Consider the following 16,360-nt stretch of genomic DNA (forward strand, 5'->3'; position numbering starts at 1 on the left):
GAGTGGCCGCCGTCAGCGTCCGGCTGGTCTCCGGCTTACTCGACGACGGCGACCGAATCTCCTACCCGAACGGTCCCGCTCTCCAGAAGCTCGGCGCGGAGACCGCCGCGATGTAAGAGCGCGCTCAGCACGCCGTCTTCGGTCATGTTCTGGAGGTAGCTACACGGCTCGCAGAGTTCGACGCCGCGACAGACCGCGTCGCCGACGCGGAACCGCTTTTCTACCAAATGGTTCAACGCGACGTCGCTGGTCTCGATGTTCCGGCGGTGCTCGCCGGGAGCCAACTCGATCCCCGACTCGCGTTCGATGGCTTCGACCGCCTCTCGCTCGATGAGCGTGACGTGGTTGCCGGTGTCCCGTTCCTGCTCGGAGAAGTAGCGGTCGCCGCGCAGGCCACGCTTCGCGACGGCCTCGACTTCGTCTCGGTGCTCGATGTCGCCGCCCGTCTCCCCTGTGATGAAGATGCCTTCGACCGTGCCCTCGCCGTTCATACTGGTGCTACCGAGCGGAGAGTGATGTATCTATCCGGTCTCTGTCTACGGTTCGCACACGTTTCTCTCAGTCTCCATCTGGGTCCACAGACGACTCTCTCGGGTGCACGACGACGAACCGAGAGCGAACTGAAGCGCGGGCTTAGAAGTCGTTACCGCCGGAGAGCTGCGGGCCACCGGTGAGTTCGTTGTGCTTCCGTTCGAGGAAGGAGTAGACCGCGCCGTGGGGCGCGCCGTCGAGGATCATCCCGGCGGCGCGGCGAACGGTCTCGACCTCCTCGGGCTGGCCGATGACGCCCAGCGTCGAGCCGTAGATGACGACGTGCGCGCCCGACAGCTCCTCCATCAGCTCGCGCGTCCGGCCGTTCTCGCCGATGAGTCGGCCCTTCTGTCGCTTCATGTCGTTCTTGTTGCGCGTCGCCTGCGCGATGTCGATGAGGTCGAACATCCGCATATCGTTGTCGAGCAGCGACAGCGCGGCTTCGGGCTTGAAGCCGCGGCCGATGGCCCGGACGATGTCCGGTGCCACCATCCCCTTGACGGGGTCCCCGACCGTGTCGACGGCGACGGAGCCGCTCTCCGAATCGATGTCGAGCCGAACCTCGGCCCGACTCTCGATCTCCCGCATGGTCGACCCACCGTCGCCGATGACGACGCCGATGCGGTCCTGCGGAACCTTCACGTGTTGCATGAACGCAGCTATCCGTCCGAGCCGTTTAAGCGTTTGTTCGTCGTCGCTCCGTGGGAGAAACCGACACACGAACATCCGGTCTCTACGGGCCGAGACGGCCGACTTGTCGCCGTCTCGGAGCTACCTGAACCTACCCGAACCTATCCGAACACCCCCGGCCGCAGCCGTTCGCGCTCTGCGTCGGTCAGCCGATACGGGTCGACGACCTCCGCAATCGGTCCCTCGGGCCGTCGCGCTTGGTGGGCTTCGAGGAAGTCTGCGATGCGGTCGGCGGCGTACTCCTTGAGTTCGCCCGAGAGCAACTCACCCGAGCGGTACTCGTCGGCGAGCCGCTCCAACTCGGCGTCGTCGTCCTCGAAGAAGTAGAACAGCAGCTGGTAGGCCACATCGACCTCGGGGTCGCCGCCGTGTTCGCGGTGTTCGTCGAGGTCGCTCCGCCCACCCGAATAGGCGTGTTTCGCGACCTTCTCTCGCACCGTCTCGCGGTCGTCCGAGAGCAGGATTCCGGGTGCCTCGTCGGAGGTGCTCATCTTCCCGCCACCTCCGCCGAGCCGGGGCAGGAACTTCGAGAGCAACGCGGCGGGCTTCGTCACGTCGTGGCGTTGCTTCGCGGCGATGTCCCGACAGACCCGGACGTGGGGGTCCTGGTCGACGGCGATGGGGACGAGCGTCGGATGCGGCCCGTGGACAAGTTGGGGCAAGAGGAGATGCGTCGCCTGCACCGCCGGATAGAAGCCGAGACCGACGTTCGGCGGCGTCCCGTACGTCGCCTCCATCGCGGCGGGCGTGAGCTCCTTCGCGAACTCGGCGGCGAGCGGGTAGACCACGTCGGCGTCCTCGGTGTCGACGATGATTCTCGTCTTCTCGGGGTCGAAGCCGACCGCGAGGATGTCCCGGAGGTTCTCCTTGGTGTACTCGTGAATCTCGTCGAAGGTGAGGTCCTTGGCGAAGTATTTCTCGTCGTCCGACAGCGGGATGTAGACGTGCGCGCCGGTCTGCTCCTGGAGATACTTCGCGAAGTAGAAGGGGTAAACGTGACCGAGATGCATCGGGCCAGAGGGACCGCGGCCGGTGACGACCGAGACGGTCTCGTCCCGGGTCGCTGCGGCCGTGAACCGGTCGACGTCGCGCCCGGCGTAGAACACCTCCCGGCGGAGCAGGCGGTGGGCTGGCTGGGGGAAGTCGGCGATCTGTGCGTCGGTCAGGCGGTCAGCGCCGAAGCGTTCGAGGAGCCGGTCGTAGTCGACGTCGCCCTCGACGGCGTACGGCGTGACGGTGAAGTCGTGCATTGGATGGTACTGTCGCTCGTAGTTTGAAGTCGAAACGAGAGGAGAGCGAAGTGAGCATCCACCGTCGCCGACGACGGGTTACGCCACGGCGCGGGCGACGACGAGACTGTCCGCTCCCGAGACGTGCGGCCACCAACGCCAGCACCGGCAGTCGGGAGCAGACTGCATAGACGGCCGTAGTCAACGCGGTGAAAAGAACGTTTCGGCGGCGTCGAGGTGACTCGTCGCTCTGACGCTACATTTGTCGGTATCTCTACGCACTATCCTGCCACGTCGGCGACAACGAAACTGGTCACGAACGCCTATCTGTCGCGGTAGTCGAGAGGTAGTCTACTCCTCGTCGTCGTCGACCGAGGTCACGTACTCGTACAGTTCGTCGGCGTCGGCATCTGCGCCCTGCCGGGCGAAGAAGTTCGCGACGTTCGTGCAGTCGCGGCGGAGGAACTCCTCGGCGTTCGGATGGTGGACCGTCACGGCCTGGCCGAGGTCGATGACGACGAGTTCGCCCTCGTGGACGATGAGGTTGTACTCGCTCAGGTCGCCGTGGATGAGGCCCGCGCCGTGGAGCCGACGCATATACTCGCGGACGACCTCGTAGGCCGTCTCGGGGTTCTCGACGTCGACTTCAGAGAGCCGCCGGGCGCGGTCCTCGACCAACCCGACGAGCTCCATCACGAGCACGTTGCGCTCGACGGCGATGGGGTTCGGCACCCGGACGCCCGCTTTCTGGGCGCGTTCGAGGTTCGCGTACTCCTTGCGGACCCACGCGAGGACGATCTTCCCCTTGTCGTTGCCGATGCCCCGGAATCGGGGGTCGCCTTCGAGGTAGCTCCGCATCTGCCGGAAGTTCGAGGCGTTGATGCGGTAGATTTTGACGGCGACGTCCTCCTCGTCCTCGCCGAGTGCCTCGTAGACGTTCGCCTCCTTGCCCGTCGAGATGGGACCGCCGAAGGCCTCGATGTAGCCGTCTTGGACCAGTTTGTAGATGGCCGCGAAGGTCGCGTCGTCGAAGACCGACTGTTCGACCTTGAACTGGTCGGCGTCCTTGATTCGCTTGCGGAACTCGTTGAACTTGCGGTCCCGTTTGCGTGCGATGCGGTCGGCCTCGGTGTCGGAGACGTCTATCTCCTCCCACTCGTCGCCGAACCCCTCGGCCTCCTCCGGCTCGATCAGCTCGAAGTCCCCTGTCATCTGCGTTGGGCTACGAACTCCGGCCTGAAAAGGGGAGCAGGTGTCGTCGTCACTGCTCGGGGATGTCGACGGCCAAAAACAGCGTCGGCGTGGACAACGTCGTCAGCGGATGTGGCCTTCGTCGCGGAGCTGCTCGGCCTCGTCGCGCTCGTAGCGCCAACTGATGTCGGCTTTCTCGTCCTGCCAGTCCCACGGTTCGACGAGGACGACGTCGTCCTCGCGGATCCAGACGCGCTTCTGCATCCGGCCGGGGATTCGTGCGGTTCGTTCGGTGCCGTCCGCGCAGCGGACCTCGACACGGTTGGCCCCGAGCATCTCGGTGACGACGGCGAACACCTCGTCGTCGTCGGGCATTCGCAGGTCGCGTCGCTGTGCGCTCTCGCTCATTCCGTTTTCATGTTCGTGGCTCCGGACACTTGTGTTTTTCCGCTGCCAACGGGTTTGAGACGGTATTGGGTTTGAGTTCGTCCGGACGGGTTCTCTATTGCCTTCTACCGTTTCGACAGTCGAGAACACCTCGAAAGCCCACCCGACCACGACAGCCACATCCTCCCCAACCGATTCGTTCGTTCCCTTCGGTCACTCACTCATCCCTCGCGTGAGTGGCTCGCGGTACGGAGACCGCGAAGCCACGCGCCGACCGCTGACCAATCCACGGGGCGAGACTTTCGAGGTATTCGCTATCGCTCCCGCACGAAGCGTCGCGGAATCACGTACGACTCGTCAAAGCGGTACTTTTACTCGCCGCAGTCAGAACACTCGCGTATGATCGACAAACTCGGCACGACCGGTCTCGCCGGTGTCGTCCTTCTCGTCGCAGGCATCGCCGTCGTCGCGGCCAAGGAACCCATCGTCGCCGTCGGCATCGCCCTCACGCTCGTCGGTCTCGGTCTCGTCGCGAAGGGACTGATCGGGAACGTGATGTCGATGTTCGGGATGGCCTGACCACGCCACCGATTTCGGCACCAGAGTTACAACCCCGGTGGCCAACGACTCGACGTATGGACCCGATTTTCGACCCAGAACAGCTCCGCACGGACGCCGACGTCGCGTTCTGCGACGAGCGGACGGTCGACGACCGGGCGGACGTCGACTACTTCGCGGGTATCGGCGGCCTCGTCGCCGTCGGCATCACCAACCACGACGGGGCGGTCCTCCTCTTGAACAGTCCCCACGGCTGGCGACTGCCGTACGGTCCCGTCGGCGACGACGAGGACTGGCTGGCTGCCGGCCGACGGCTCGCCGAGACGCTCACCGGCGTCGACTGCGCGACCGACCGCGTCGAACGCGTCACTCGCGTCGCCCGGTCGACCGAAGACGGCGACCACGAGGCGACGAGTTTCGACGTCGTCCTCCGCATGGAACCCGTCGACGGCGAACCGCTCGGTGACGACCCCGCCTTCGGCCCGTGGGAGACGGTCGAACTCGGTTGGTTCGATAGCGTCCCCAGCGACGCCTACTGGGACCACGGTGACGCCGTCGACGACATCGAGCGGTTCGTCGACTAGCGCGGCTGCTCGGCGGCTGATGAGAGAAAAGACGAGGTGGCGGCCGTCGCCGACTACTCTGCGCGGAACTACTCTGCGCGGATCTTCTCGCGACCGGGCGCGATGAGCTCGTCGAGGTACGACGCCAGCGCGGTCTTGGCGTCCATCGGGTGCAGCTCGCCCGACTCCAGCTCCGCCTCCAGCGTCTCGTAGTCGTCGTAGGTCAGGTCCCCGCCGTACTCCTCGGGGCGTTCGACGACGACCTGCTCGAAGCGCGGGAAGACGTGGTATTCGAAGATCTGCAGGACGGGGTTCTCGCGGTCGTTGCCGTCGTCGTCCGGGTCGGGGGCGGCCGTCGGCGGGCAGAACGCCGAGTTGACCTTCTCTTGAATGTCTTCCGTCGAGTCCTCCATCGAGATGGTCGTTCCCGTCGAGGAGGACATCTTGCCGATGCCCGTCGAGAGGTCGGCGATGAGCGGCGTGTGCAGACAGGTCGGCGAGTCCTCGTTGATTGCGGGGAGGACGTCGCGAGCGAGCATGTGGACCTTCCGCTGCTCCATCCCGCCGATGGCGAGGTCGACGTCGAGGTAGACGATGTCGAGTGCCTGCATGAGCGGGTAGACGGCCTGCGAGACCTTCGCCGACTCGCCCGATTTGATCTCCGCCATCGCGCGTTCGGCCCGCGAGAGCGTCGTGTTGAGTTCGAGCGCGTGGAGGTCGAGCACGTACTCGCGCTCGAACTGGAACTCCGAGCCGAGCACGAACTCGGTCTGCTCTTCGTCGAGCCCGTAGGCGAGGAACTGCTCTTTCATGCGCTCGGCCGTGTCGCGGATCTCCTCGAACGTGCCCTTGTCGTTGAGGTAGGCGTGGACGTCGGCGAGGAGGACGGTGACCTCGAAGCCAGCCTCCTGGAGTTCGATGAGCTTCGTCGCCGTCAGCATGTGGCCGATGTGGAGGACGCCGGAGGGTTCGTAGCCCACGTACGCCCGCTTTCCGTCGGGAGACTCAGCTAGCGCGCGGACCTCGTCCTCGGTGACCACCTCGGAGACGTTCCGGGTGATCTGTTCGTAGGCGTCCATACTGGTGTGAACCTCGGGCGACGGGATATGACTTCTGGATGTGTGTCAGGCGTTGTGTGGGCTGTCGACGTGGGACACGGCCTCGAACGCGTGGCGTCGTCCGGTCTTCTCTCCGCCAACCGTCGCGCTTATGCGCGCCGCTTCGAAACCAGCGGGTGATGAACCCGCTCCACGCCCGGTATCCGTTCTTCGAGGGTGCCCGCGAGGCGGTCGAAGCGTCCGGCGTCGCCCTCCCGACGCTCGTCGCCGAGGACGCCCCCGCCGTCGAGCGCGGCCGCGAGCGGGTCGAACGCGCGCTCCTCTCGGGGACGACAGCCTCCGAGACACCTCGCGAGTGGAGCGTCGAGGACGAACTGCTCTCCTACCCAATCGCCCGCATCCTCGTCTCGCTCATCGACGCCCCCGCAGCAGTCCGCAAGTACGCCGCCGCCGAGGCCGCGACCGCCGCCGACCGCTTCGCCGAGGACTTCGAGACGGACGACGAGGGGCTGAAGAGCACCTCCCAGCGGACGGTCACGCTCGACCGCGTGCTCGACGAGTTCGACTTCGACGACGAGATTCACGCCGAACCGCCCGAACGGGGTAACGAACCGCACTGGTTCCGCGTCGCGCTCGGCAGCTATCTCACCCTCGCCGACGGCGACTGGGGCGACGGCTGGCGACTGGTCAACCGCGAGGTCGTCGACGGCGACGTCCGGGTCACTCGCGACGAACTCGAACGCCTGCTCCGGGAGGCCGTCGAACGCCGCGTCGCCGAGGGGCTGCCGTTCCAAGTCAGAGGAACAGCCGGTGGCGACCAACTCGCCGATTCGCTGGAGGAGGAGATCGCGACCCTCCGCGACCTGCTGGCGGACCGCCGTGAGGTCCGGCAGATCGACACCGTCGCCCCCGAACTCTTCCCGCCCTGCATGACCCATCTCGTCGAGCGGGTCCGCCGCGACAACGACCTCGACGCCCACTCGACGTTCGCGCTCACTGCCTTCCTCACGGGTATCGGAATGGACACCGACGAGGTCGTCCGCTTCTACCGTGAGACGCCGCTCGACGAGGAGACGGTCCGCTACCAGACGGAGTATCTCCGCGACGGGTCGGGAGCGCAGTTCGCCGCGCCGACGTGTGCGACCATGCAGGCCTACGGCGACTGTGTGAACAAGGACGAGCGCTGTGAGACCATCGCGCACCCGATGAGTTACTACGAGAAAGCACTGGACGAGGCCGACGAGGTCGTCGACTGGCGCGAGGCGTAGCGTTACCGCGAGAGGACGAGACCGACGACGGCCATCGCGATGACGAACAGGACGATAGCCCCCACGAGTGCGAGCCCACCCATCCCGGCGAGTTCCGTCCCGTAGACGGTGCCGATTCCGATGATGAGTGCGATAAAGAAGCCGACTGCGACGACAGAGACGACAATTTCCTTGAGCGTCTCCCCTTCGATAGCCATGTCCGCGGATTTCCACGGACGTCTTAAAACGACTTCGGTAAGTCCGTCACACGAGAGCGGCCGAAACAGACGAATCGCGGCGTTTCGAGGGCCGCACCGAAGGTTTAGGTGTCTCGACGACCTAGTTCTGACACTTGCGGGGCGACCGCCCCGCATCCACCATGACGCACACTCGAAACACACCAGCGTCACCAGCTTCGGACCGCCCGACGACCCTGCCAGCCGACGGCTTCACCGGCCGCGCGCTCCGCGCCCGGACCGAACCGATGCTCGTCCGCCCGCTCCGTGACGACCGATACGTCGTCGAGACCGAACGCGGCACCTACGTCGTCGACCTCGACGGCCGCTCGTGTACCTGCCCGGACCACGCCATCCGCGGCGCGCGCTGCAAACATCTCCGTCGCGTCGCCATCGAGGTCACCGAGGGCCGCGTCCCGCCGCCCGGCCACCGTCGCGCCGTCTGCGCCGTCTGCGGTGACGTGACCTTCGTTCCGACCTACGAGCGCGGCCCGCAGCTCTGCGACCGTCACGGCTTCGCCCCCGGCGACTTCGTCCGCGACCGCGAGACGGAGGGTATCCTCGTCGTCACGCGGGTCACGGGCGAGCGCGCCGACGAGTACGAGACCGCGGAGGGCCGACCCGTCGCGGACTACGAGACCAACGCCGACTACGGCGGCCACGAACCCGTCGTCGAGGCGGTCTATCTCGAATCGGTCCGCGCGCTCGGCGGGCTCGACACCGTCGGCGACGCCAAACGCTACGGCTTCCCGGCCTCGCGGCTCCGCCGCGTCGACGACGGCCCGCGGCTGACGGCCGGCTCCCCCGACTCCGCAGACGGCCAGGCCGAAGCCTGAGGCGACCCCCAGCGTCGACTCCGCTCGCTGCACCCAGAAGACACAGGTAGCTCCTCCGAGCACTCCCACCCGTGAACCGACGTGCCCTCCTCTGCTCGCTGGCGACGGCGACGACCGCCGCGACCGCTGGCTGTTCGGCACTTCCGCCCGAGCCACAGGTCGACACCGGCGACGCCGTCACCGACTGGTCGTTCGAACGCCTCGACGGGGAACCCGCCCTCGACGACCCCGAAGACCCGCCCATCGTCGTCCGCCGCGAGGGTCGCGCACGGGTGGTCGTCTTCGGCTTGCTCTACAAGGGTAATCCGTGCCACGAGTCGTTCCTCGAATCGCTCCGCTACGATCCCGACGAAGACACGCTCCACGTCACCGTCGGGGTGCGTGAGAAACCGCTCTGGGAGCGCGGATTCGGCTGTCCCGACAGTCTGAGCGTCGCGAACTACGAGGTCGGTGTCCAGTTCCGCGAGCGGGTCCCCGAGCGGGTCGTCGCGAGCGAGCGGCCGGTCGGCGGCGACGACGCCCGGACGGTCTGTACGGGGTCGGCGTCGGGTCCGGGGCAGTACTGTAACACGACGTGAGAGCCGGCTCAGTCCAGAATCTCTGCGGCCTCGTCCACCGACAGCACACCCTTCTTCACGGCGTCGAGCACGTCGCGGACGCCCTGCGAGGGACCGTCGTCCTCGACCGACTCGGCGTGGTCCGCGAGCGTCGTCTTCGCGGACTTCCCCACGAACTCGTCGAAGTCGACGCCGTCGGCGAGGGCGGTCTCCTTCTTCACTCGGTAGTTGCCGCCGTCGGTCGTATAGAGATCCGCAGGGTGGAAGAAGTACCAGTCTTCTCTATCAAAACGGACGCCGATACGTGGCTTCGCGCCGAAGTTCTTCGAGAAGTAGACGAGTGCCTCGACTTCCTCGCCGGTGAGATAGATGGGGTTGCCGGCACTGGATTTGGCTTCGATGGCGTAGAAGGTCTCGCCGTTGCCAGCGAGCACGTCGGGAAGTTCGCGGGTCGTCGCGCCGCCGCTGGCCGGGGCGCGCATCACGGCGAACCCCGCCTCGTCGAGTCGGTTGACGAGTTCGCGTTCCCGCCTGTCTCCTTTCCTGTTGGCGGCCATACTTCGTCTGGCGCGTGGGTCGGCTTAAGTCGGACGACCTACGCCCGCTCCGGGTCGACGGCGTCGGCGTCCATCCGGCCGTCGTCGTCCGGTTCGTCCGACTCCGCTTGCGACAACGCGAAGCCGACGGCGAGCATCGCGGCCCCGACCGCGATCCAGACGGTGAACGTCGAGGGACCGCTGGTCACGAGGGTGATGAACGCGAGCGTGAGGAAACTGACGCCGGCGACGAGAAAGGGGAGTCCGCGGTTCATGCCCTCTGTACGGACCGTGAGGGCTTAGCGGTTCGTTCGCGGTGTCGACGTGTTCGACGTGTCGACTTACGTCCCGTGGGCCCACGAGCCCATGTACTCGCGCTGCTCCTCACTGAGCGAGTCGAACTCGATGCCCTCGGCCTCCAGCTTGATCTCGGCGACTTCGCGGTCCAGGTCGTCCGGGACGTCGTGGACACCGGCGTCGTAGGCGTCGCCGTTCTCGACCATCTCGCGGACGCAGACGGCCTGCACGCCGAACGACTGGTCCATGACCTCGACCGGGTGGCCCAGCGAGATGGGTGCGGCGAGGTTGACGAGCCGACCCTCGGCGATGACGTTCAGCCGACGGCCGTCTTCCATCTCGTAGGCTTCGACGCCGTCACGGGCTTCGTAGCGGTCGACCGCGAGGTCGTCCAGCTCGTCGAGGTTGATCTCGATGTCGAAGTGACCGGCGTTGGCCAGGAGGACGCCGTCCTGCATGACCTCGAAATGCTCCTCGGTGATGACGTCGCGGTTGCCCGTCGTCGTGATGAAGACGTCGCCGACTTCGGCGGCTTCGGCCATCGGCATCACGTCGTAGCCCTCCATGTGCGCCTCCAGGGCGCGCCGGGAGTCGACTTCGGCGACGATGACGTTCGCGTTCTGGCCCGAGGCCTTCTTGGCGACACCCTTGCCACAGTAGCCGTAGCCGCCGACGACGACGTTCTTGCCGGCCCACGAGAGGTTCGTGGTCATGGCGATGGTGGCGAGCGAGGACTCGCCGGTGCCGTGGACGTTGTCGAACAGCCGCTTCATCGGCGTGTCGTTGACGGCGAAGACGGGGTACTTCAGCTCACCCTCTTCGTCCATCGCGCGCAGGCGGTGAACGCCCGTGGTCGTCTCTTCGGCCCCGCCGACGATGGTGTCGATGAGGTCCGGATACTCCTCGTGGACGAGGTAGACGAGGTCCATCCCGTCGTCGACGGTGATGGTCGGGTCGAACGCGAGCGTCGCGCGGAGCGCGTCGTAGTAGCCCTCCTCGTCGACGCCGCGGACGGCGTAGGAGGTGATGTTGTCGTGGGTGTCGAGCGCGGCGGACACGTCGTCGTGCGTCGACAGCGGGTTGCAGCCCGTGATGGCGACCTCCGCGCCGCCGAGCGCGAGCAGTTCGACGAGGTTCGCGGTCTTCGCCTCGACGTGCATTGCCATCGCGATACGCTGGCCGTCGAGGGGCTTGTCGGCCTCGAACTCCTCGCGGAGCGCTTCGAGAATCGGCATGTGCTGGAGTGCCCAGTCCATCTTGCGGCGACCCTCCTCGCGAGCGGTCTCGACGTCGTCGAGATGCTCGGTGATCGGGGGATACGTCTCGCTCATACGACTGGATGTGTCGAGGGCGGTGAAAACGGTACCGAAGCAGGAAGCGACGACCGTTCTCCACCCCCAGCGGTCGCTGCTCGTCGGTGACTGTCGAAAGAAGTGCCCGGCGCGATGTCGGCGCGGTGCCCGGAGCCGGTTTGGAGGGTTACTGCGTCGGGGGACCGTCGGTGGAGTGCCTACCGACCCTTCGCGTTGCCGTTACCGTTGCCCGGATTGCTTCCGGCGTTGCCGTTGCCGTTACCGTTTCCGGCGTTACCGTTGCCCGAGTCCTCTTCCTCGTCTTCGTCCTCGTCGGTCGACTGCGCGTCCGGGTCGTCCTCGTTGTCGCCGTCGTCGGTCTTGTCAGGGCCGCCAGCGTGTGCCGGCTTGCCCGTGTCCTTGTCCTTGTCCTTGTCGCCAGCGTGGTCCGGACGGCCGGTCTCCTTGTCGAGACCGTTACCCTTGCCCGGGTTGTTCTCCTTCGCGAACTCCGAGACCTGCTGGCCGATGCCGCCCTCGCGGTCCTCGTCACCGAGGAGCCCGTGGACGAACGAGGAGACGCGCTGGCCGAAGTTCATCGGCTCGTCCGCCTCTCCCTCGGCTTCGAGCGTCGCCGTCGTCTCGGCGGTCTCATCGTCCGCGGTCGCGGTCACGTCGACCGTGACGGTCTCGTTCGGTGCGGGGAGCGTGACGGTGCCGTTCTCGTCCGTCTCGTACTCGCCCGTGCCCGAGTAGTTGCCGTCAGCGGTGACGTTCACGGTCGCGTTCTCGACGTCAGTCCCGTACTGCGTGACGCTGACGGTCGCCGAGCGGTCGTCGTTCGCGGTCACGTTGACCGCGAGCGAATCGTTCAGCGGGACCAGCTCGACCGTCTCGACGGTCTGCTGGCCGCTCTTCGTGACCGTCAGATTCGCGGTGACGGTCTCGTTGGGGTTCGGCAGGGTGATGGTGCCGTTCGCGTCGGTCGCGTACGTCCCGTTACCTGCGTACGGTGCCTCTGTCTCGACGGTGACTGTCGCGTCAGCGACTGCGGTCCCGTCCTGACTGACGGAGACCACGGCGTCGCCCGTGTCGAGCTGCTGGTTGGCAGCCACGTCGAGGGGTGCGTCGGCCGCCACAGCACCGGCGAACGAGACGCCGGCGGTGACGACGAGGAACGCGGCGAACAGTGCCGCGAGGGGTTTGGTGGCGCGCATTGCATCCGGCCCGTGGTGACTTCCACATATAAAGAGAGGTCGTCGTTTACCGGTTTTCGACGACCGTTCGGCGGCCACAGAGCGTTTATCAGCGTTCAAAACCCTCTCTCAGGGCGTACTATCTGTTCCCGGAGAAAGTTGCTGGAAAACAGTGGTGAACAGTTCGGGGAGGGTTCTGAACCGAATCCCAGCCTCAGGCGTCCTCAGCGCGGGCGACGAGGTCTCTCGCGTGGGTTCGCGCGCGCTCTTTGACCTCGGCTTCGTCCATCGTCAGGACCTCGCGGTCGCGCATGAGCACTTGGCCGTCACAGACCGTGTGGCGCACGTCCGACCCGCGAGCCGCGTAGGCGAGATGGCTCACGAGGTCGTGGGCGGGCGCGAGATGCGGGGCGTCGAGGTCGAGGACGATGAGGTCGGCGTTCGCGCCGGGCTCGACGACGCCCGAACGGACGCCGATGGCGTTGGCACTCCCGCGCGTCGCCATCTCGACGACCGTCCCGGCGGCGACGGCACTGGCGTCGTCGGCCGCGAGCTTGCCGATCATGGCCGCATCGCGCATCTCGTCGAACATATCGAGGTCGTTGTTCGAGGCCGCGCCGTCGGTGCCGAGGCCGACCGTGACGCCCGCATCGAGCATCCGCTGGACGGGAGCCATCCCGCTTGCGAGCTTCATGTTCGACGCCGGGCAGTGGACCGCGGCCGCCCCGCGGGTCGCCAGCAGGTCGATCTCGCTCTCGTCGACGTGGACACAGTGTGCGAGGAAGTTCTGCGGTCTCAGCATCCCGAGGTCGTCGGCGTACTCCAGGGGCCGCTCGCCGCGCTCGTCGACGATGGGGTCGACCTCGTCGGTCGTCTCGTTGGCGTGGAAGTGGACCGGAACCCCGTCTTCCCGCGCTTCGGCGACGCTCTCGCGGAGATACTCCTCTCCCACGGTGGTCAGCGAGTGCGGCATATAGGCCGTCGAGAGTCGGCCATCCGCCGCGCCGTCGTACTCGCGGGCGACCGAGAGGCTCTCGTCGATGTCGACCTGTGCACCCTCGTCGTCCTTGACGACAGTGACGACGCCGTGGCCGACGCGGGCGCGGAGTCCCGCCTCGTCGACGGCGTCGACGAGCGTCGGGACCTCGAAGTACATGTCGGCGAAGGCCGTCGTTCCGGACTTGATCATCTCCAGCATCCCCAGCTCCGCCCCGGCGCGGATGTCCTCGGCGGTCAGCTCGGCTTCGGCCGGCCAGATGTCCTCTTGGAGCCAGGCGTCGAGCGGTTTGTCGTCGGCGTAACCCCGCAGGAGCGTCATGGCGACGTGGCAGTGGGCGTTGACGAGTCCGGGCATGACCAAGCCACCAGACGCGTCCAGTGTCTCGTCGGCGTCGGCGTCGATGTCGCGGCCGACGTCGAGGATACCACCCTCCTCGCGGTCGACGAGAACGTCGGCGTCGACGACCCGCATATCGGGGAGAAGCACCTGTCCGTCGGTGATACGAAGCGTGCTCATGGGGAGTGCTTCCGCCGTGGGGACATTAGGTGTAAGGGTTGGCGACGACCCACACCGGAGGGAAAGACAGTTCCCCCGTGACTGCGAGGGGCGAGTATGCGCATCGCCGTGCCCAACAAGGGGCGCATCCACGACCCGACTATCGACCTGCTCGAACACGCCGGGCTGCACATCGAGAACGGCTCGGACCGCAAGCTCTACGCCGAGACCGTCGACCCCGAGGTGACCGTGCTCTTCGTCCGCGCGGCCGACATCCCCGAGTACGTCCGTGACGGCGCGGCCGACATCGGCATCACGGGCTACGACCAAGTGAGAGAATCGGGCCACGACCTCACCGAACTCTTGGACCTCGGCTTCGGTAAGTGTCGGCTCGTCCTCGCCGCGCCCGAGGACGGCGACATCGAGTCGGTGAGCGACCTCGCCGGCAAGAGCGTCGCCACCGAGTTCCCGACCATCGCGCGCCGCTACTTCGAAGAGCAGGGCGTCGACCCCGAGATCGTCAAGGTCACCGGCGCGACCGAACTCACGCCGCACGTCGACATGGCCGACGCCATCATCGACATCACCTCGACGGGGACGACGCTCGCGGTCAACCGGTTGGCGATCATCGACGAGGTACTCTCCTCCTCCGTGAGGCTCTTCGCCCGTCCGGAGGTCGAAGACGATCCGAAGGTCCAGCAGGTGACGATGGCGCTCCGCTCCGTGCTCGAAGCCGACGGCAAACGCTATCTGATGATGAACGCGCCGAAGGAGAAACTGGACGACGTCCGCGAGGTCATCCCCGGCATGGGCGGCCCGACGGTCATGGACATCGCCGGCGACGACAAGGTCGCCGTCCACGTCGTCGTCGACGAGTCGGACGTCTTCAGCGTCATCAACGACCTCCGCGCCGTCGGGGCCTCGGACATCCTCGTGACGGAGATCGAGCGGCTGATGAAGTAGGTCGTTACTCTCCGTCTGCTTCGTCGTCCAACGGCGGATACGCCACTTCCCACAGGTGGCCGTCGGGGTCCGCGAAGTGTCCCGAGTAGCCGCCCCAGAACGTGTCCCCAGCTTCTTTCACCAACTCGCCGCCGGCGGCGACCGCCTCGGCCAGCACCGCCTCGACCCGCTCTTCGGATTCGACGTTGTGCGCCAGTGTGACGCCTGAGAAGCCACTCTCGCCGTCGTCGCCGACCGTCGCATCCTCGGCGAGCAGGGCACGCGGATACAGCGAGAGCCACGTCCCGTCGAGTGTGAAGAAGGCGACGTCGCTCCCGGGGTCGCGCTCCTGCATGGGGAGACCGAGACCGTCACGGTAGAACCGAACCGACTCGTCGAGATCCGAGACGCCGAGCGTCACGAGGGTGATGTGGGGGTCTATGCGGCCAGTACGCTGGCGGTGTCGATAGCTGTTCTTTCGCGGCTCAGTCGCCGTCCTCAGCCGACCTGCCGTCGTCGCGAGCGACCCGCAGCTCCGGCGTCGTCACACCGGCGTGAATCCCCGTCGCCCCGCGTCGCCAGCGGACCCACCAGACGGTTAGCACGCAGCCGAGAAGAATCGCGCCGACGCCGAGGAGCCCCGCCTCCGGTCCGAACTGCCCGCCCGTGACGAGGTCTGGTCCCGTCTCGCGGGTGCCGACGAGACTCGCGTCGATAGGGAGACCGCTGACCGGAAAGCCGTAGACGGCCCCCTGAAACAGGTTCCAGGTGATGTGCAGCCCGATGGGGATGGCGAGTTCGTTCGTCAGGACGTAGCCGAGCGCGAGCATGACGCCCGCGAGGGTGATGGTGAGGACGCTGACGAGCGAGGCGTTCGGATTGGTGGCGTGGAGGACGCCGAAGACGGCCGAGGAGAGCGCGACGGCGACGGCGACGGCTCCGCGGTCGCCGACGTACCCCGCCAGCCCTTCGGCGACGTTCGTCAAGAGATAGCCGCGGACGAGCAACTCCTCGTAGACGCCGACGAACAGGAAGAGCACGAGGAGCGCGACGAGACCCGCGAGCACCGACTCGCCGACCAGCAGGCCGGTCACCGCGAACCAGCCAGCGGCGACGCCGAGCGCGAAGATGGCCGTCATCAGGCCCGCACCGAGCGCGAGCCCGAAGCCGAGGTCGACCCACCACGCGCGGTCGAGATGGAAGCCGAAGTCCGCGAACCGGCGGCGGTCGAGAAACCGGCCGACGACGGCGATACCGGCGAGGAAGCCGAGGCCGGTGAAGAGGACGCCCACGAGGTCTCTTACGAGGCCGTAGGCGGCCGCACCGAACAGTTCGGTGAATGCCGAACCGAGGCCGAGGACGCCGACCACGAGCCCGGTGGCGAGCGCGAAGAGTGCGACGACGATGCCGACGGCGACGGTGCCCACCACGAGTCGCCACGGCGCGCGGAGACGGTGCTCGTCGACGTTCCATACGACACGTTTCAGACGTTCGACCGGACTGACCATATCCGCCCTGC

Annotated in this window: 20 protein-coding genes; 6 read left to right on the top strand and 14 right to left on the bottom strand. The window is 66.6% G+C overall.

Going from position 1 to position 16,360, the window contains the following annotated elements; genetic code table 11:
- Positions 1 to 35: 35 nt before the first annotated feature.
- The 5 genes from BLR57_RS01165 to eif1A all read right to left on the bottom strand — a co-directional run bounded on the left by BLR57_RS01165 (position 36) and on the right by eif1A (position 4,208).
- Positions 36 to 491, bottom strand: coding sequence for an MOSC domain-containing protein (locus tag BLR57_RS01165; protein ID WP_089693311.1), 456 nt, complete (start codon positions 489 to 491; stop codon positions 36 to 38).
- Positions 492 to 633: 142 nt separating this feature from the next.
- On the bottom strand, positions 634 to 1,182 hold the full coding sequence (locus tag BLR57_RS01170) for a KH domain-containing protein (protein WP_089693313.1): 549 nt from the start codon (positions 1,180 to 1,182) through the stop codon (positions 634 to 636).
- A gap of 140 nt (positions 1,183 to 1,322) precedes the next feature.
- The gene (locus BLR57_RS01175) at positions 1,323 to 2,471 is read right to left on the bottom strand and encodes a tryptophan--tRNA ligase (protein WP_089693315.1); all 1,149 of its coding nucleotides are present in this window, start codon (positions 2,469 to 2,471) and stop codon (positions 1,323 to 1,325) included.
- Positions 2,472 to 2,801: 330 nt separating this feature from the next.
- Positions 2,802 to 3,662 carry a serine/threonine-protein kinase Rio1 gene (gene rio1 / locus BLR57_RS01180; RefSeq protein WP_089693317.1) on the bottom strand — a complete coding sequence of 287 codons (861 nt, stop codon included), beginning with the start codon at positions 3,660 to 3,662 and terminating at the stop codon, positions 2,802 to 2,804.
- Between the two features lie 102 nt (positions 3,663 to 3,764).
- Positions 3,765 to 4,208, bottom strand: coding sequence for a translation initiation factor eIF-1A (eif1A, locus tag BLR57_RS01185; protein WP_342025998.1), 444 nt, complete (start codon positions 4,206 to 4,208; stop codon positions 3,765 to 3,767).
- Positions 4,209 to 4,427: 219 nt separating this feature from the next.
- Here eif1A and BLR57_RS01190 point away from each other — a divergent pair, with 219 nt between their 5' ends.
- A complete protein-coding gene (locus BLR57_RS01190) occupies positions 4,428 to 4,607 on the top strand; it encodes a DUF7470 family protein (protein WP_089693321.1) in 180 nt (59 codons plus the stop codon).
- Positions 4,608 to 4,663: 56 nt separating this feature from the next.
- Positions 4,664 to 5,170 carry an NUDIX hydrolase gene (locus BLR57_RS01195; protein WP_089693323.1) on the top strand — a complete coding sequence of 169 codons (507 nt, stop codon included), beginning with the start codon at positions 4,664 to 4,666 and terminating at the stop codon, positions 5,168 to 5,170.
- A 68-nt stretch (positions 5,171 to 5,238) separates the two neighbouring features.
- Here BLR57_RS01195 and BLR57_RS01200 read toward each other — a convergent pair whose 3' ends face one another.
- Entirely contained in the window at positions 5,239 to 6,228 is a 990-nt protein-coding gene (locus tag BLR57_RS01200) for a tyrosine--tRNA ligase (RefSeq protein ID WP_089693325.1), read from the bottom strand.
- A 158-nt stretch (positions 6,229 to 6,386) separates the two neighbouring features.
- Between BLR57_RS01200 and BLR57_RS01205 the strand changes: the two genes are divergently transcribed.
- Positions 6,387 to 7,475: a DNA primase large subunit PriL gene (locus BLR57_RS01205; RefSeq protein ID WP_089693327.1), complete on the top strand. Its 1,089-nt coding sequence runs from the start codon at positions 6,387 to 6,389 to the stop codon at positions 7,473 to 7,475.
- A gap of 2 nt (positions 7,476 to 7,477) precedes the next feature.
- Here BLR57_RS01205 and BLR57_RS01210 read toward each other — a convergent pair whose 3' ends face one another.
- The gene (locus tag BLR57_RS01210; protein WP_089693329.1) at positions 7,478 to 7,672 is read right to left on the bottom strand and encodes a DUF7472 family protein; all 195 of its coding nucleotides are present in this window, start codon (positions 7,670 to 7,672) and stop codon (positions 7,478 to 7,480) included.
- A 161-nt stretch (positions 7,673 to 7,833) separates the two neighbouring features.
- Here BLR57_RS01210 and BLR57_RS01215 point away from each other — a divergent pair, with 161 nt between their 5' ends.
- Complete coding sequence (locus BLR57_RS01215) at positions 7,834 to 8,526, top strand: SWIM zinc finger family protein (protein ID WP_089693331.1); 693 nt, start codon at positions 7,834 to 7,836, stop codon at positions 8,524 to 8,526.
- Between the two features lie 71 nt (positions 8,527 to 8,597).
- Entirely contained in the window at positions 8,598 to 9,104 is a 507-nt protein-coding gene (locus BLR57_RS01220; RefSeq protein WP_089693333.1) for a hypothetical protein, read from the top strand.
- 8 nt (positions 9,105 to 9,112) lie between these two features.
- On the opposite strand, the gene hjc is transcribed toward BLR57_RS01220, so the two are convergent.
- From hjc to BLR57_RS01245, 5 genes are all read right to left on the bottom strand, one after another.
- Entirely contained in the window at positions 9,113 to 9,640 is a 528-nt protein-coding gene (gene hjc, locus BLR57_RS01225; protein WP_089693334.1) for a Holliday junction resolvase Hjc, read from the bottom strand.
- Positions 9,641 to 9,678: 38 nt separating this feature from the next.
- Positions 9,679 to 9,894 carry a hypothetical protein gene (locus tag BLR57_RS01230; protein ID WP_089693336.1) on the bottom strand — a complete coding sequence of 72 codons (216 nt, stop codon included), beginning with the start codon at positions 9,892 to 9,894 and terminating at the stop codon, positions 9,679 to 9,681.
- Positions 9,895 to 9,960: 66 nt separating this feature from the next.
- Positions 9,961 to 11,247 carry an adenosylhomocysteinase gene (locus BLR57_RS01235; protein ID WP_089693338.1) on the bottom strand — a complete coding sequence of 429 codons (1,287 nt, stop codon included), beginning with the start codon at positions 11,245 to 11,247 and terminating at the stop codon, positions 9,961 to 9,963.
- A gap of 179 nt (positions 11,248 to 11,426) precedes the next feature.
- A complete protein-coding gene (locus BLR57_RS01240) occupies positions 11,427 to 12,425 on the bottom strand; it encodes a translocation/assembly module TamB domain-containing protein (RefSeq protein WP_244509873.1) in 999 nt (332 codons plus the stop codon).
- A 193-nt stretch (positions 12,426 to 12,618) separates the two neighbouring features.
- Positions 12,619 to 13,920 carry an amidohydrolase gene (locus tag BLR57_RS01245; protein WP_089693340.1) on the bottom strand — a complete coding sequence of 434 codons (1,302 nt, stop codon included), beginning with the start codon at positions 13,918 to 13,920 and terminating at the stop codon, positions 12,619 to 12,621.
- Between the two features lie 96 nt (positions 13,921 to 14,016).
- On the opposite strand from BLR57_RS01245, the gene hisG reads away from it, so the two are divergent.
- Complete coding sequence (gene hisG, locus BLR57_RS01250; protein ID WP_089693342.1) at positions 14,017 to 14,862, top strand: ATP phosphoribosyltransferase; 846 nt, start codon at positions 14,017 to 14,019, stop codon at positions 14,860 to 14,862.
- Between the two features lie 4 nt (positions 14,863 to 14,866).
- Here hisG and BLR57_RS01255 read toward each other — a convergent pair whose 3' ends face one another.
- Both BLR57_RS01255 and BLR57_RS01260 read right to left on the bottom strand, forming a co-directional pair.
- A complete protein-coding gene (locus tag BLR57_RS01255; protein ID WP_089693344.1) occupies positions 14,867 to 15,283 on the bottom strand; it encodes a VOC family protein in 417 nt (138 codons plus the stop codon).
- 43 nt (positions 15,284 to 15,326) lie between these two features.
- Positions 15,327 to 16,349, bottom strand: coding sequence for a CPBP family intramembrane glutamic endopeptidase (locus BLR57_RS01260; RefSeq protein WP_089693346.1), 1,023 nt, complete (start codon positions 16,347 to 16,349; stop codon positions 15,327 to 15,329).
- Between the last annotated feature and the right edge of the window lie 11 nt (positions 16,350 to 16,360).

The sequence above is a fragment of the Halogranum gelatinilyticum genome (genome assembly GCF_900103715.1).
Lineage (GTDB): Archaea > Halobacteriota > Halobacteria > Halobacteriales > Haloferacaceae > Halogranum > Halogranum gelatinilyticum.